Genomic DNA, 15,380 nt, shown 5'->3' with positions numbered 1-15,380 from the left:
AACATGAAACTTAAATATATATTTTACCTGGCTGCCTGCTGTTTGCTGGTTACGTCATGTGCCAAAGACTTTCTTAATCAGAAGCCTAATGTGATTATCAGTGACGCTGAGTACTGGAAATCAACCAACGACCTGAAGTTGTATACCAATAACTACTATAATACCATGTTCCCTCCATATTCAGATTATTTCCAGGTGGGAGTTTATGGCGACGACGCCGACATGGGCAGCGATAATATGGTTAAATTACCTTACAACTCGGCCCTGAATGGCGAAACGGTGGTGCCGGCAAGCGGCGGCGGATGGGACTGGACTAAATTACGCACACTCAATTATTTTATGGACAATTATCATAAAGTAAATGATAGCTGGGATAACCTTAAACCCTATGTTGGCGAAACGCTCTTTCTTCGAGCGATGTTTTACTTTGATATGCTGAAAAAATTTGGCCCCTTACCCTGGATCAATAAGGCTTTAAACTCAGATGATAAAAAGCTGTACGGAGCTCGTCTGCCGCGAAACATTGTTGCTGATTCTATTTTGGCCGATCTAGATCACGCTATCGCGTATCTCCCGTCAAGGAACGGCAGCCAGGTGGGAAGGATAAATAAAGAGGTGGCCATGCTTCTTCAATCAAGGGTAGCCCTATACGAGGGAACTTGGGAAAAATACCATAGCGGGACACCGTTTGGTGTAACAGGAGCGAACGGGAACGATTTTTTAAAAAAAGCGGCCGATGCAGCCGGTACTTTAATTGATAATGAGGCAGGGTTTACGCTGGATAATGTTGGTGTTGCGGATGGTTACCGAAAGCTATTTAATCAAACAGATTACAGCAATAGCAATGAAGTGATGTTTTGGCGCAAGTTTGATAATTCGCTGGGGATATATCAGCACTGGTATCTTTTTGTACCGCTGGGACTTGACAGGGGTATTACCAAAAACCTTGTTGATGATTACTTATGTGCCGATGGTAAGCCTATTGGTGTAAGCCCGCTGTATCAGGGTGATGACTCGCTGCAGCAGGTGGTTAAAAATCGTGATCCGCGGTTACGGCAAACTATATTTACAAACGGTGCTGTAATTACAAGTAACAGGGCAGGAGGCGCTCCTGACGTGATCTTTACCAAACCGGATTTTGCCAATTCGGCAAATGCGCCAACTGGTTATGAACTGTTAAAGGGAAATATAAGCGATGCTTCACAACAGGTTGAAAACTCAACCCAAGCGCTTATTTATTTCAGGTTTGCCGAGGCATTACTCAATTTTGCTGAAGCTAAAGCAGAATTGGGCATCCTTACTCAGGGCGATGCGGATAAAAGCATCAACAAGTTGAGGGGCAGGGTTGGGATGCCATCGCTCAATATATCCGGCATTGTAAATGACCCTGACTGGACATTCCCTGATCTTTCTCCGGTTATTAACGAGGTAAGACGCGAACGCAGGATTGAACTTGCGTGTGAGGGCTTCAGGCATGATGATATATTCAGATGGGCAGCCGCAAAAACGCTCATTGCAGGCTGGCAGCCAAAAGGTGCTAAACTAAAACAATGGGCCACCCTGTTCCCGGCTGCGGTGTTGAGTAAATACACCGTTGACAGCAAAGGCTATATCCTGCCATTCGGAAAAGTGCCTGCCCTAACAAATGGCTACAAGTTTAATAATAACAGAGATTACCTGCTGCCATTGCCGTCAGATCAGTTAGTACTCAATCCTGCCCTTGGGGGTAATAATCCTGGCTGGTAAAAAAAACGATAATGAAAGTACTGTTCTTTTGTCCGATGTGGGGACTGGCCGATATGCCGGTCCCCCAAATGCTGCATAAAATAAAAAATGCAGGATATGATGGTATTGAATTTGGTTTTACTCCCGATTACATGCACAAAGAAGAATTTATAGAACTGGCAGCTGCGCTTGGCCTGTTGATCATCGGGCAGCAGTGCTTTGCCGTTGGCAGTGACTTTAAAGCTTATAGGTCCAGTTTCAGGAAAAACATCGAATGGTTAATATCTTTTAACCCCCTATTAATTAACAGCCATACCGGAAGAGATTTTTACAATTTTAACCAAAACCGGGAACTCATTCAAATAGCGGCCGAGGCTGAGCTGGCATCAGGTGTAAAAATACTTCATGAAACACACCGCGGCCGTTTCGCATTTCATCCTCTGCAATGTATACAGTATCTTGACGGGTTCCCGGGTTTAGGCTTTACTGCCGATTTTTCACATTTCTGCACCGTATGCGAATCGTACCTCGAAGATCAGGCGCTGGCTTTAAGTCAGATCAGGGAAAGGTGCTTTCATATCCATGCGCGGGTGGGCCATCCTCAGGGGCCTCAGGTAATTGATCCGCGCCTGCCGGAATATTCCGCGGCATTGCAGGTACACCTCAACTGGTGGGATAACATTTTTGAAATAAGGAAAAACAGCAATGCTGCGACACTCAGCATCACCCCCGAGTTTGGGCCTGTGCCTTATATGCCGGCCAGTCCGTTCACTGGGCAGCCATTGGCCAGCCAGTGGGAAATCAATCATTACATGATGCAATTTTTAAGACGGAGATATAATGACAATTAATCAGACCTATATGAATATTTTAAGCCCGGCCGAAAAGGCTTTTTTTGAAAAAAATGGTTACCTGGTGGTAGAAAACATCATTTCTGCCGAAGAACTTCGCAACTATTGCGAAATTTATGACCAGTTTCTGAACGGCACGATTGATGCCGGCAAAAACCGGACTGACCTTGGGGTCGGTTTAGGGAATAATAAAAGCGTAGAAAACATAACCCAAATTATGTGGCCGAGCGACTTTTTTCCACCCCTGGTTGATATGGCATATCATAAACAATCCCTGAAATTGGCAAAGGAACTTGAAGGAGAAGATATGGCGATGGACTTTGATATGCTGATTAACAAAGCGCCTCACACAGCTACAATTACCCCGTGGCACCAGGATGCCGCTTACTGGATCAATATGCCCGATAAACGGGCAGTGAGTTTCTGGCTTGCTTTAGATGAAGCCATACTTGATAACGGTTGTATGTGGTATGTTCCCGGCTCGCATTTGCTGCCGTTGCGAACACATCGCAGTGCGGGCGGTGCAGGGAGCGCCCTATCATGTGAGGCAACTGAAACCGAAGGTATTGGAATTGAACTGAAGGCTGGCTCATGCGTATTGCACCATGGTGCAACTTTGCACTATAGCAGGGGCAATACTACTGGGAGCAACCGGCGCGCGTTAATTATTAATTTCAGACCGAAGCAAATGATCGATTTGGAGCGCGAACAGGGCTTTGACCATGGCAGAACGGGTAATGCTGCCGAGCGGCAGGCACGTAATTCCGATGTTAAATCATGAGCATGGCTTTATTCGCTAAGAAAAATTCACCTATGCTGATTATTGGTTTCCTTTTCTTTGTTTTCGGATTTGTTAGCTGGCTTAACGCTATCCTGATACCTTATTTCAGGCTATCACTCCAGCTATCGATAAACGAAGCGATGATGGTGACTTTCGCCTTTTACATTTCTTATTTCGTAATGGCATTTCCTTCCTCGCGGATTTTACGGGTTACCGGTTTCAAAAAAGGGATGATGTATGGATTATTTGTGATGGCAGCAGGTGCTATTTTGTTTATTCCAGCCGCTAATTTCAAAAGTTACACCCTGTTTCTGACGGGATTATTTGTACAGGCAACTGGTCTTACGTTACTGCAAACTGCCGCTAATCCCTATGTAACCATATTGGGGCCGATGGAAAGCGCTGCGAAGCGTATGAGCATCATGGGAATATGCAATAAGATAGCGGGCGCATTTGCCCCTTTAATTTTTCTGAAGATTGTAACTAAAACACCTGACGAGATTGATCATGTTAAGAAGTTGCTGCCGCTGCTATCGCCTCTTAAAGCGCAGGAGGTAATGACTGACCTAATTCATCGTATGGTTATGCCTTATTTTTCGCTCGGTATCATCCTTGTGTTTTTGGGCTTGCTGGTACGGTACTCTTCGTTGCCGGATATAAAAGAACAGCAAACAACTGACACCGGGCGCAGCACAATAAAAGCCCGTTACCTGCTACTGGGGGCAATCGCAATCTTCTGCGGGGTAAGTGCCGAAGTGCTGGCTGTTGATACTATCATCAGCTTCGCCGAATATAAAGGGGTGCCTTTTTATAATGCAAAATATTTCGCCACTTTCACACTTGTGGCAATGATAATAGCCTACCTTATCGGTATTATTGCCATACCCCGGTATATTAAACAACGGATGGCGCTGTTTTACTCGTCGGCAGCAGGTTTGCTGATCACTTGCGGTTTGCTGTTTACGCCGGGTAAATGGGCAATATGGGAACTGGTACTGGCGGGTTTTTTCAATGCGCTTCTTTGGCCGTCTATTTGGCCGTTGGCGCTTGAGGGATTGGCAGCAGATATAAAAAGAGCATCCGCTTACCTAGTTACCGGCATTGTTGGCGGTGCTTTAACACCGTTATTGTTTGGCTCGATAGCTGGCAGGCTCGGCCTGCAGCAGGCATATGTGGTAATGTTCCCGCTGTATGTTTTTTTACTTTATTACAGTTCGTGGGGCTATGCAGGCATTCAGCAATATTTGGTGTCAGTTAAACAGCCGGAGAAAAAGCCTGTGCTGAATTAGCAGCAACAGTCAATACGTAAGCATAAGCAAATAAAAAATGCCTCAAGGCCTAAATAAATAACATGAAAAAACATCTAACTATAGCGTGTATTATATTAACCGGCATGTTTTTTACACGCCTGCAGGCGCAGCCGGTAAAACAGGTGCGCTATAACATTATACCTTACCCTGCTATACTTAAACCGGCGAAGGGTTATTTCAATATCAATAGCCATACAGCGGTTGTTGCAAGACCCGGAGCAGAGATTTTTAATAATGAACTGGTATTTCTGCAAAATGTGATTGGCAATTACTTCGACGGCGAAAGCTCTCCGTTAAAAAAAGCAACCGGCGGCAATAATATCATTGTTCAATACGACGCATCAATTGGCGCTGAAGCTTATAAACTCAGTATCAGTACCAGGTCAATCGTTATTTCGGCAAAGGAACCTGCAGGCGTTTTTTATGCAGCGGAAACGTTGCGGCAATTAATACCAACCGACCGCAGGAATGACGGAAGCAGTTCCATACCTGTACCCGCGGCAGAAATAGCAGATCGGCCGGCTTTTAAATGGCGCGGGATGATGCTTGATGTAGCGCGCTCTTTCCTTTCCATGGATTATCTTAAAAAGATGGTTGATATGATGGCGATGTATAAGTTAAACAAGCTTCACCTGCATTTAACTGATGATCAGGGCTGGCGTATTGAAATTAAAAAATATCCCGACCTTGCCCTCAAAAGCGGCTGGCGCGAATTTATAGATATTGACTCCAATGGCATGAAAGCATTTGCCCAAACAGGAAATACCGACTTCAAAATTGATCCTCAGCATCTAAAACAGGTTAACGGAAAAACCTTATACGGCGGGTTTTATACCCAGGAAGAAATGAAAGGCTTTATAAATTATGCGGCTGAACGACATGTCGAGATCATTCCTGAAATAGATATGCCAGGACATATGATGGCGGCCGAAATGATCTATCCGCATTTAACGTGCGATACGGTGGTGAAATTCACCAACGGGTTTTCCAATCCCATTTGCCCTTGCAATCCTGCTGTACTTGCATTTGCTAAAGATATTTTCACTGAAATAGCAGCCCTCTTTCCGTCGCGGTATATTCACATAGGGGGGGATGAAGTTGAAAAAAGCCACTGGGAAACATCGCCGGTAAGCCAGGCTTTTATGAAAACTAAAGGTTTTCATTCGACGGCGCAGTTACAAAGTTATTTTAATAATTACATATTAGATTTCTTCCGTACAAAAGGTAAAATTCTTATCGGCTGGGACGAAATAGTAGATGGTGGTATCGATTCATCGGCAACGGTCATGTATTGGAGGCCATGGGCACCTGACGCCCCCAGGAGAGCAGCGGCCAACGGTAATAAGCTGATTATGTCGCCGGATGGCCCCCTTTATTTTGATGCGCCCCCGGAAGGGAATGCCTTATTCAGCGTATATCATTATAATCCGCTGGATACCATCTACAACCTGAATAAAGATGAGCAAAGCCGTGTTATGGGCGTTCAGGCAAATTTATGGTCGGAACTGCTACCCTCCGAAAAACGGGCCGATTATTTACTTATGCCCAGGATGACCGCGCTCGCCGAACTGGGCTGGACCTACCGCCCATTGTATAACACCTATTTGCAACGCTTAAATATTCATTACCTCCGGTGGAATGCGTTAAAAATCAATTACAAGATACCTGATCCTGAAAATATCGTTGAAAATCATGTTTTTGTAAAACACACTTCTTTTTTTCAACCGGCGCGACCCCATTTTATAATACGATATACGACAGATGGCAGCCAGCCAACCGTAAAGTCGCGGGCTATGCATAAGGCAATTAAGATCAGTCATACACTTGACCTGAAACTGGCGACATTTACGCTTGCCGGAAGGCAGGGAGATGTATATACGCTGCATTTTAAACGAGTGTCATACAAAGAAGCCATAGAAAAAACTATAGCTGAGGCAGGCCTGCGCGGCTCTCTTTTTAGAGGGAAGTTTAAGCTTACAACAAGCATAAAACAGGAGCCGGATAGTGTTTTTAACATCCGCGCATTTGAAATTTCGGCACCATTGAAGGGCCCGTCCTATGCAATTAAATTTAACGGGTTTATAAAAGTACCAGAAACAGCAATTTATACATTCGCTTTAACCTGCGACGACGGTGGCGTTCTCTATATCGGCGAGGATGAGGTTATAAATAATGATGGCATGCACAGCGAGTCGGAAAAAGCCGGGCAGGCCGCTTTAAAAAAAGGTATGCATCCCATCCGGCTGAATTATATACAAGGCGATGGCAATTCTCATCTCGAGCTTAAATACAGTACGGGAACCGGCCCGTTAAAACCAATACCAGTATCATGGTTAAGTAATTAATACCAGTTAAATACAATAACTTTAGTCAACTGTAATTTAGATTGCTGTTTTATGAATGATGGTAGCACTAAAGCAATTGTCGAGATGAAATAAAACTACAAAGTTCTCTACGCTTGGTTAATCACAAGCGTGCGTTTTTCAAATCGATCAAAATTCGAATCTTATCAAAGCTATTTACCCTTTTCTCGACCAATAGGCGTTTTGAATATAGTTTTATTTAGGAATCTGGATGATGGCGAACCAAGGCCTGCAATGGATTAATTTGGCCTAATAGTATTTTTTAATAGAATAAAGTGGATCGCCTTAACAATTGTTTTATTTTCTATAAGTTATAGCGGATTAAGAACAAAATAATTCAAAAGAAAAAATAATCGGGTATGATAAAAAATGTCATAAGCTGTTTTTTGCTGTTGCTTTTTCAACAGATGCTTCATGCGCAGCAGGAGTATCGCAATAAAGCTTTCTCCATTAAAATAGACAATAAAGGGCAGGTAGTGTCTATAAAAGATGCATCGGCATTAAAGGATTATGCGGTTACAGATAAGCCTGGTTTTTTATTGCAGGTAGTAGAGGCCGGTAAAACCATTTGCCCGGTTAGTGCTGATTTGGGTAAAGATGCAATTACCATTTTTTTTCCCGAAGGCAAATCTGCAAAAATAAGAACGGGCCTAAAGGATAGTTATATTACGTTTAGGGTAACTGAGATCAGCAAAGGCATCGATGCGCTCATTTGGGGCCCATTAAATACCACTATCGCGGATACGATAGGCAACACCGTAGGTGTTGTGCGTTCGGCAGGGTTCGCTGTTGGGCTGCAATGCCTTAACAAAAAAACATCGGGCGGAGAATTTGTTAACGATGAAGGAGCGGTTTATGAAAGGGGAACAACAGCCGTTGCGAAGCCATTTGGTTCGTCATTGCAGGCTTTTACCGTTAACAGGAGCCATGACCGTAACATTAAAGTATGGGACAGGTGGCCGGATGTGCCGTTAAAAGCTATTTCAGATGGCGGCCTGAACGGCTCGGCAATAGCATTGTTTGGCTGTAAGCCCGCTGGTGTGTTAAATGCAATTGAATCTATAATCAGGCAGGAAGGCCTGCCATATTCAACGCTGAAAAAACAGTGGATTAAAAAATCAACAGGCAGTGGGCAAGCATACATGATCAGTACCTTTAACGAAACCAATATTGATACCTTTTTAACCTATGCCAAAAAAATGGGCATGGCGGGTGTTTATGAAGAGGATCCTTTTGAAACCTGGGGCCATTTTGTGCTCAAGAAGTCACTTTTTCCTAACGGGCGGGCCGGATTTAAAGCCTGTGTTGACAAAGCCCACGCGATTGGTTTACGTTTGGGATTTCATGTGCTTTCCAATTTTATTACCACTAATGATGCTTATATAAACCCGGTACCGGATCCGCGCCTGGCTTTAGCCGGTACGGATACGATCATGGCAAAGATAACGGCAGACGCTACGGAAATTGAAGTAAAATCTGATAAATACTTTAAACTGAGGAGCGATTTGAACAGTGTGCGCATAGGCGATGAAATTGTGCGCTTTATGGATGTTACTAAAAGTGTCCCTTACCGTTTAACAGGCTGTACTCGTGGCGCTTTCGGCACCCGAAAAACCGAACACCTTGCAGGTGAACAGGTAAGCCGTCTTATCGATCATCCGTATAATGTGTTTTTCCCTAACTGGGAACTGCAAAAGGAAATGGCGGCAAATATCGCAAATTTTATCAACGAAACCGGGGTAGATCAAATGGACTTTGACGGGCACGAGGGAACATATGCCAGCGGAATGGGGGATCTTTCGTTCAACACTTTTGCTGAGGATGTTTTTAAAAAGGCCAACCATCCTATGGTGTTAGGCTCAAGCAGGGCTAACCATTATTTCTGGCATATCAATAATTACCTCAACTGGGGAGAGCCCTGGTATGGGGCCTTTCGTGAAAGCCAGTCAGATCTCAGGATCGCCAACCAAAAGTTTTACGAAGACAATTATTTGCCAAATATGCTTGGCTGGTTTTTAATAACCGCTCAAACGAGTCCAGATGATATCGATTGGATGTTGGCGCGGGCAGCGGGCTTTAACGCCGGTTACGCCCTGGTTGTACGCCAGGATGCATTGGCCAACCCTAATATGAATGACATTATAAGCCTTATTAATTTATGGACGGAAGCACAGCACCAGGGCTTGTTTAACCGGCAACAAAAGCAATGGCTTAAAGACCCGGCTAATGAAGCGCATTTATTAAAAGATGCCGGCAAATGGTACATGCAGCGTTTCGATAAATTTGAGTTTATTTATCAAGCCCAAACGTTACAACCTGGTCAGCCAACTTCATCTGCCTGGGAGTTTGAAAACAAGCAGGCTGCACAAAGCCCGCAGCTTATTATCGCAGCAAACGGCGAAAAAGGAGGCATTAAAAATCCGGTTATCGAAATTGATAATGCCTTTAGGCTCAGCATTCCGGTTACATTGCTTGCCGGGCAAAGCCTGGTTATTTTCAATAGCAATGTCGGCGTTATTTATGATCAAAAAGGAAAAATGATTGATCACGTTACGCTTGATGGCAAAATTCCAAAGTTAACAGCAGGTAATCATAAAATTTCATTTGATGCGCTGATGGATGCCGGTTTGCCACTTAAAGCCCGGCTCACACTCAAATTATTGGAAGGGCGGGAAATGCTGGCCAAATCAAGTGTGGCTAATTGATATATGCCAGCAGCTTTACGTTTTCGTGAACAAATAAATTTACATCATTGAAAAAAATATTATTGTTTATAATGCTGTGCATGCCTTTTTACTGAAGGCACAAAGCAGCATCTACACTCAAAATTTGCGTTGCGAATATTTGGTTCACCCCAATGGTATCGACGAACTCTCGCCGGGCCTGGGTTGGACCTTGACAACTGTAGATCCGCATACCTTTGGGCAAAAACAAACAGCTTACAGGATTATCAGCGGTTATCGCTTGTCCGAGCGTTACATAAATTGGTAAGCCGAAAACATTGGAGCATTAGGGATAATTCGCAATGTCGCCTTAGCCCTGAATTTATATTCGGGGTTTTACTAAAATATTGGTAAAAGCATATGCAAAACAGTACTAAGGACAAAGTATTCAACATGTACTAAAATACCCAAAAATTGATCACGATAAACACTTAAATGGTCATGTTTAATTTTTCAAAATACGAGTAAACTTCTTTTGCAATATTATCTTGGTGCTCACGCCGGTGTGGACTTATTTCGCGGTGATCGATTCGCCAACTACTCCGCCGGATAAAAAGCAGAAGCGGGCTATTTTTCATGCAGTCATCGCACTGATTTCCCTGGTGATCTGGGTGTATGCGATCGGTGATATCCTCTTTAAATCATGGCTCTGCGGTTGTTATGCGCCAGCAAACAGCGGCTGTTATGACCTTAGCGGTCGGTACAGTTCTGTTCTGGGTTCGGTTATTCTGATTCTGTATACGGGCTTGGTCGTTCCGCTAACGGAACGGATCTTCCTGGGCGATAACAAGCCCTGAGGTTATGAATGTTTACTTGGAGAAGCCGGTCGATTGACCGGCTTTCTTGCTTTTTAGTTTTGGTGCATTTTGGGATCAACTTAGTACTGGTTTTCGCAAGTATTCAGTAAGCCCTGTAGCTTCGGCGTACCCCGCGCTGGTAGCCGGCCCGTAGCGGTAGTATCGAAACCCTGAGTGCGCTTTCGAGATAGAGCAGGTTATCAAGTACGCTGTCACGAAAACGCGGCCTGGAAGTGAAAGTGCATTTAGCGCCTTAGCTTTACATCGATATATCTTTTTCTTGGTTATTTTCAACCCCGCCTTTTGTTTTTTCTTTCTTTTCGTCGCCCTCAATTTGAGCTGACTCTTTCGGTTTCCTGACCTCAATCTTTTCCATTTCCTTAGCAATAAGCGTACTTATTGCTGCTTTGATTTTCTGGTAGTTTTCTTCCACGTCTTCCGTCGAAACATATTCTACTAAAATTTCTGATTTTATAGGTTATCATATTGTCAGAAGTTGCCAGGAGTAACAATCTCCTGCACATATCCTGTTAGTAAAGTTGACAATTTACCCTGAATTTATCAGCAGCAATTCCCGACTACCTGTAGTGGCGGTAATCATCGGCCTGCATGGTGGCCAGTTACAGGTTGTCTAGATCACCTGCCAGTTCAGGTTAAATGTCACTAAGGCCCTTATTTTTTCAAAGCGCTGTTTTATTCCATTCCTGAAAAGTTTTAGGAAAACGGTAAAGATATCGATGCTTTGTCCCCATTCCATGTTCAGTAAATTTCGTCACTTTTTCAGATTCAATAAATATGTCTGGTCTTCCGGGAAATGTAAGGGTAACAAAGCTTAAAAATACTGCATTTCCCATTTGATTATTGAATCTTGTATTTCTAATGTAGTTAAATGGCATTATCTCTATTTCAAGATCAGCATTTAACAAATCAAGTGTCGACATTATTTCACCGTCAGAAAAACTATTTTGGTTAGTGATTACCGTAGTTGGATAAGTAACCCAAATGTTATGCTCAAAAGTCATTTCATATTCAAGTTGGTTATTGCTCTTCTGAATGTCTAGCAGTTTATTTTTTGATAATTTATTGATGTCAGTAATATCCAATCTAAATGACAGGTTGGTTTCATGAATCTTACCAAAACCATGCTTTTTGATAAATAAAGTTGCTCTGGGTGATGTCGTTAGTAGCGCATATGCATCAGGAAACTTATTTTTGTCTGGAAAATATTTGGTATGATTTGTAAAAGCGAACTCATCATCCTCAGGCAACTTTTTGATTAGTGAACTACGGTACGAATGAAATATTGGCGAGTCAAGCCGAAATTCTATAGTTATATTTATGGAAATAGGAAAGATCGGGTGCAAGGTCCGGTTCACATCGTTTATAATTCGTTCTGCATTACGTGCGGCCCTTTCCGCTGCTTTTGCTGAGTCAATTGCTTCTTGTCTTTTTGAAATTGTCTCTATTAACTCAGAACCACTGGCAATAATAAATGAAATTAAAATGGCAACAATGCCCCACTTTCTCTTTCTCCTTTCTGACTCTTTTGATTTATCCCGCTTATTAAAATGCTCTGCAATTCCAAAAAACGTTGCTGCGAGTAATCCCGAAAACTTCAAGACCGGTAAAATATATTGGAAAAAGGTGCTATCCATCGATGTTTTGGTTGAATTTTTCGATGCCTATTTATAAATCTTAAATATAGCGAATGGTTAAGGTAACTGCCATATTTTCTATTCAATATAGTCAATGTATTTTACAGCGCTGTATCTCATTGACCGATGAGCGGATTTAATTTCTTCAATTATTAGTCATCTCATTTGAATTTCCTGACCTGAATCATATTCTTGCTACTAGCTATACCGTAGAAAAGTTCTTTGGTATCCCTTAGCGGAACTTCGCGAATCCTTTTTAGAAGATTTGCGGCTATTTGCGGCCTTGCAATGCCTTGAAGAATGGTGATTCAAATGCACTGAGAAAATCTGGTTTGTTGTTGATATTACAGCTTCGCCAGCTATCTCTCAAATCTGAAACAATTGCGGGATGTTTTCTTTCCATTTTAGATTAAGAGCTATTTGTGATTTTTTATTGGAGGCTAGATATCGAAAATAATAAATCCAGCGTATCTCTTAATATGGAGTAGTTTCAAGATAAAATGATTTTATAAGATTCATTGTAAATAAAGCTATCATGGCAAAAGCTTGCTAAATATTTCATGTAATAAAGGCGAAACATTTGATAATGAAATTAAAAAAAAAACGAGGAGCACTTTTATGAGTATAGCGTGTATAACAGTCAGGCCTTTAAAAAAAGGAGTTTTCGAGTGCGTAACGCCATAAGATAGCGACACTGCTGTTTTTCTGCTAAACGACCAAACAAATTTAAACCTGGATAAAGTCTTTTTTCCGATAAATCCATCCAGTCCAAGTGCCGATGTCTGTGTCCAATATGTGGCTACAAACATGAGTTGTAACAAAAATAGCCAGAATAACACCCTGATGGGCCTTACACCAAAACCCCAGAAAAGGTAGGAAATCTCACTTGTGAAACCCTTCTTTAAAAGTATATTTTTTTGATACATAGCCTGATTTTGGGCAAGCAAATTGTCGCTTATCTTAAATTCATGCTCAAGGTTAGCCCATACGCGAGCGCTATTATCTGCTAGCTTCCAGTTTATTATCTGATTATAATCCAACTCAATTTCTTTAGCAAATCGCACATTTTCAAATGAAACTCCAATAGTTGTCTTTTTTAATTTATCACGCTCCGTTCCGGGAAAGTGGGTCTGATAAAAACTGACTTTGTCTTCAAAAATAACATTGTCAAAATTTAAGTAGTCGCCAATATCGGCGTTGCTGAAATCGACAAAATTCTGAAATTCCGCCCCGTAAAGATCAATCGTACGACAATTTAGACTTTTAAAACTTGCCAAATTTTTACAAAGTAGCCCTTCAAAGTCCTGTTCAATATCCTGTGCTTTACGATAGAAATTAATGTTGCTGATTGGAAAGAGAATTGAATTTAATCTGGAGTTGTCAAAAAATACCTTTCCCTGGAATTCCGCTCCAAAAAAGCAAAGCGTGCCTCTTACATCATTAGACTCTGAACCACTCAATGTATCAATGGATTGGAAAAAGGCGGATTTCTGAAACTTGACCTTTGAAAATCTCATTAATCCGGCAATCCTGATTCCCTGAAAAGAAGTCAAATCATTAAATTGCGTACGATCAAAACTCTCATCTCCGTGGAAAATAGCTCTGTTGAATGAAGTATGGGCATTAAAAACCGCCTCGTCAAAAATGACAGCTACATCAAATATTGAATGATTAAAAGTTACCTCTTTTTGAATCTTGGCATTCCTAAAACTTACTGAGATATTTACTGGTGTGCCGTCATCATTATCGAAATAATCGGAACTAAGATCGAGCGGGCCCTGAAATACAGCTCCGTTACAGTAAACTCCTTTTTGTACATAAGATCTGTCCAAATAAAATTGGTCTTCAAATACAGCGTTTTCAGCACTGAAACCGTTCAGAAAAGCACAACGTTCAAATCCTATAGAACGCTTCAATATTGCATTATCGAATAGTATTTCACCATCAAAATAGCTAAGTTCAACGCCCAAATTCCAATTAATATTTTTATGACTACAATTCAATCCATCATAGATATAACATCTGGTGATATCAAGAAAGGATGCTTTTTGCCCTATGTCTTCAGAAAGTATTTTCGCCAAATCCTTACCCGAAAATTTTAATTTAAACAGCCGTTTATTACTTTTCATCTTCGACCTTAACTCCGCGTAGGAAACAAGTTTATACTGACATGTATCCTTTAACAAGTCAGTGTAATTGGTTTTATTCAAAACAAATATTTCCCTGCCTTGATGAGATTGCTTTTGTGCAAAAGATGCAAATGAGAGCATAGAAATGAACAAACACTCTATAAGCGTTCGCCAAAGAAGACTTACGTAATGACACGAATGTTTGATTTCATCCACTTTAAATACTTGTTAGATAAAGTGCTCAGTGCTTACCAATAAAAAATTGAAGGCATCTAAAAATACAAAAGTAAATTCAAAAAGTACAACTGTGTAAAATTGAAGCCTTTACCCAATGCGGACCGGAACATCCCCGTCGCAAGTTGCCGAAACGCTTTAGCAAAACGTTTTTAGATAGTGCCAGATTTTTTGGCTACTCATATTTGTATAAGTAGATACAAATGATTGATTTAGCTATATACCCAGGATACCATAGATAAATTTTTTGAAATCATTCATGATGAGAAGATTAAGTTAGCGAATTCAATGATAATTATTTGATTTCTAAAAGATTACTTGTGGTCGGTTAACATTTTCTAAATCTCCCGGCTTGTGAAACGATTTGATATGATCACTACCCGAAAGAGTCAGTTATGTAATGCGCAACGACGTCCGAAAATCTGATGCTGAAACTCATTGCCCGCCGTTTTTCTGCTCTGTGTTTGCATAAATACCGCTTATCGATAGAATGCGGATTGGGGAAGGTCCGCAGGTTTAAATTATTTAAAAGAAATACTTGAAAAGGAACAGATAAGTCGATACGATATCAGTTGAATTTAGGGTAAATTTTTGCTTTTTGTATCTATTTTGTACCTCAAATCATGTAACTAATTGATAATCATAGTTAAGTTACTTTCTGTATCGGCAAGTGATTAAATTAAATATTGATCTCTAAAAATAGTTATATCATTTAGCTTAATCTAATCCATATATCCAACAGTAAAATCAGGAACAATTGTTTTAGCACAAGCATTTATAAGTGTTTCATTACAATTGTAAATAATTGCTTC

The 15,380-nt window shown here is 41.5% G+C and carries 11 protein-coding genes; 8 read left to right on the top strand and 3 right to left on the bottom strand.

Annotation, left to right across the window (positions count from 1 at the left end):
• The first annotated feature begins 3 nt into the window (after positions 1 to 3).
• From SNE25_RS26310 to SNE25_RS26280, 8 genes are all read left to right on the top strand, one after another.
• A complete protein-coding gene (locus SNE25_RS26310; protein WP_321562002.1) occupies positions 4 to 1,746 on the top strand; it encodes a RagB/SusD family nutrient uptake outer membrane protein in 1,743 nt (580 codons plus the stop codon).
• A gap of 11 nt (positions 1,747 to 1,757) precedes the next feature.
• On the top strand, positions 1,758 to 2,576 hold the full coding sequence (locus SNE25_RS26305; protein WP_321562001.1) for a sugar phosphate isomerase/epimerase family protein: 819 nt from the start codon (positions 1,758 to 1,760) through the stop codon (positions 2,574 to 2,576).
• Positions 2,577 to 2,586: 10 nt separating this feature from the next.
• Positions 2,587 to 3,357, top strand: a complete 771-nt coding sequence (locus SNE25_RS26300) for a phytanoyl-CoA dioxygenase family protein (protein WP_321562000.1) — start codon at positions 2,587 to 2,589, stop codon at positions 3,355 to 3,357.
• A gap of 2 nt (positions 3,358 to 3,359) precedes the next feature.
• Positions 3,360 to 4,646: a glucose/galactose MFS transporter gene (gene gluP, locus SNE25_RS26295; protein ID WP_321561999.1), complete on the top strand. Its 1,287-nt coding sequence runs from the start codon at positions 3,360 to 3,362 to the stop codon at positions 4,644 to 4,646.
• 62 nt (positions 4,647 to 4,708) lie between these two features.
• Entirely contained in the window at positions 4,709 to 7,012 is a 2,304-nt protein-coding gene (locus SNE25_RS26290) for a family 20 glycosylhydrolase (protein ID WP_321561998.1), read from the top strand.
• Positions 7,013 to 7,389: 377 nt separating this feature from the next.
• Entirely contained in the window at positions 7,390 to 9,735 is a 2,346-nt protein-coding gene (locus SNE25_RS26285) for a hypothetical protein (protein ID WP_321561997.1), read from the top strand.
• Positions 9,736 to 9,811: 76 nt separating this feature from the next.
• Positions 9,812 to 10,021, top strand: coding sequence for a glycoside hydrolase family 78 protein (locus tag SNE25_RS31980; RefSeq protein ID WP_456085489.1), 210 nt, complete (start codon positions 9,812 to 9,814; stop codon positions 10,019 to 10,021).
• A 220-nt stretch (positions 10,022 to 10,241) separates the two neighbouring features.
• Positions 10,242 to 10,550 (top strand): hypothetical protein, encoded by a 309-nt coding sequence (locus SNE25_RS26280; RefSeq protein ID WP_321561996.1) that lies wholly within the window; start codon positions 10,242 to 10,244, stop codon positions 10,548 to 10,550.
• Between the two features lie 259 nt (positions 10,551 to 10,809).
• On the opposite strand, the gene SNE25_RS26275 is transcribed toward SNE25_RS26280, so the two are convergent.
• The 3 genes from SNE25_RS26275 to SNE25_RS26265 all read right to left on the bottom strand — a co-directional run bounded on the left by SNE25_RS26275 (position 10,810) and on the right by SNE25_RS26265 (position 14,334).
• Positions 10,810 to 10,983, bottom strand: a complete 174-nt coding sequence (locus SNE25_RS26275) for a hypothetical protein (protein WP_321561995.1) — start codon at positions 10,981 to 10,983, stop codon at positions 10,810 to 10,812.
• A gap of 247 nt (positions 10,984 to 11,230) precedes the next feature.
• Entirely contained in the window at positions 11,231 to 12,205 is a 975-nt protein-coding gene (locus SNE25_RS26270) for a hypothetical protein (RefSeq protein ID WP_321561994.1), read from the bottom strand.
• 533 nt (positions 12,206 to 12,738) lie between these two features.
• Positions 12,739 to 14,334 carry a pentapeptide repeat-containing protein gene (locus SNE25_RS26265; RefSeq protein ID WP_321561993.1) on the bottom strand — a complete coding sequence of 532 codons (1,596 nt, stop codon included), beginning with the start codon at positions 14,332 to 14,334 and terminating at the stop codon, positions 12,739 to 12,741.
• Positions 14,335 to 15,380: the final 1,046 nt, after the last annotated feature.

The sequence above is a fragment of the Mucilaginibacter sabulilitoris genome, assembly GCF_034262375.1.
Classification (GTDB): domain Bacteria; phylum Bacteroidota; class Bacteroidia; order Sphingobacteriales; family Sphingobacteriaceae; genus Mucilaginibacter; species Mucilaginibacter sabulilitoris.
Note: the sequence above shows the minus strand (reverse complement) of the source record. Positions and strands in the feature narration are given on the sequence as shown.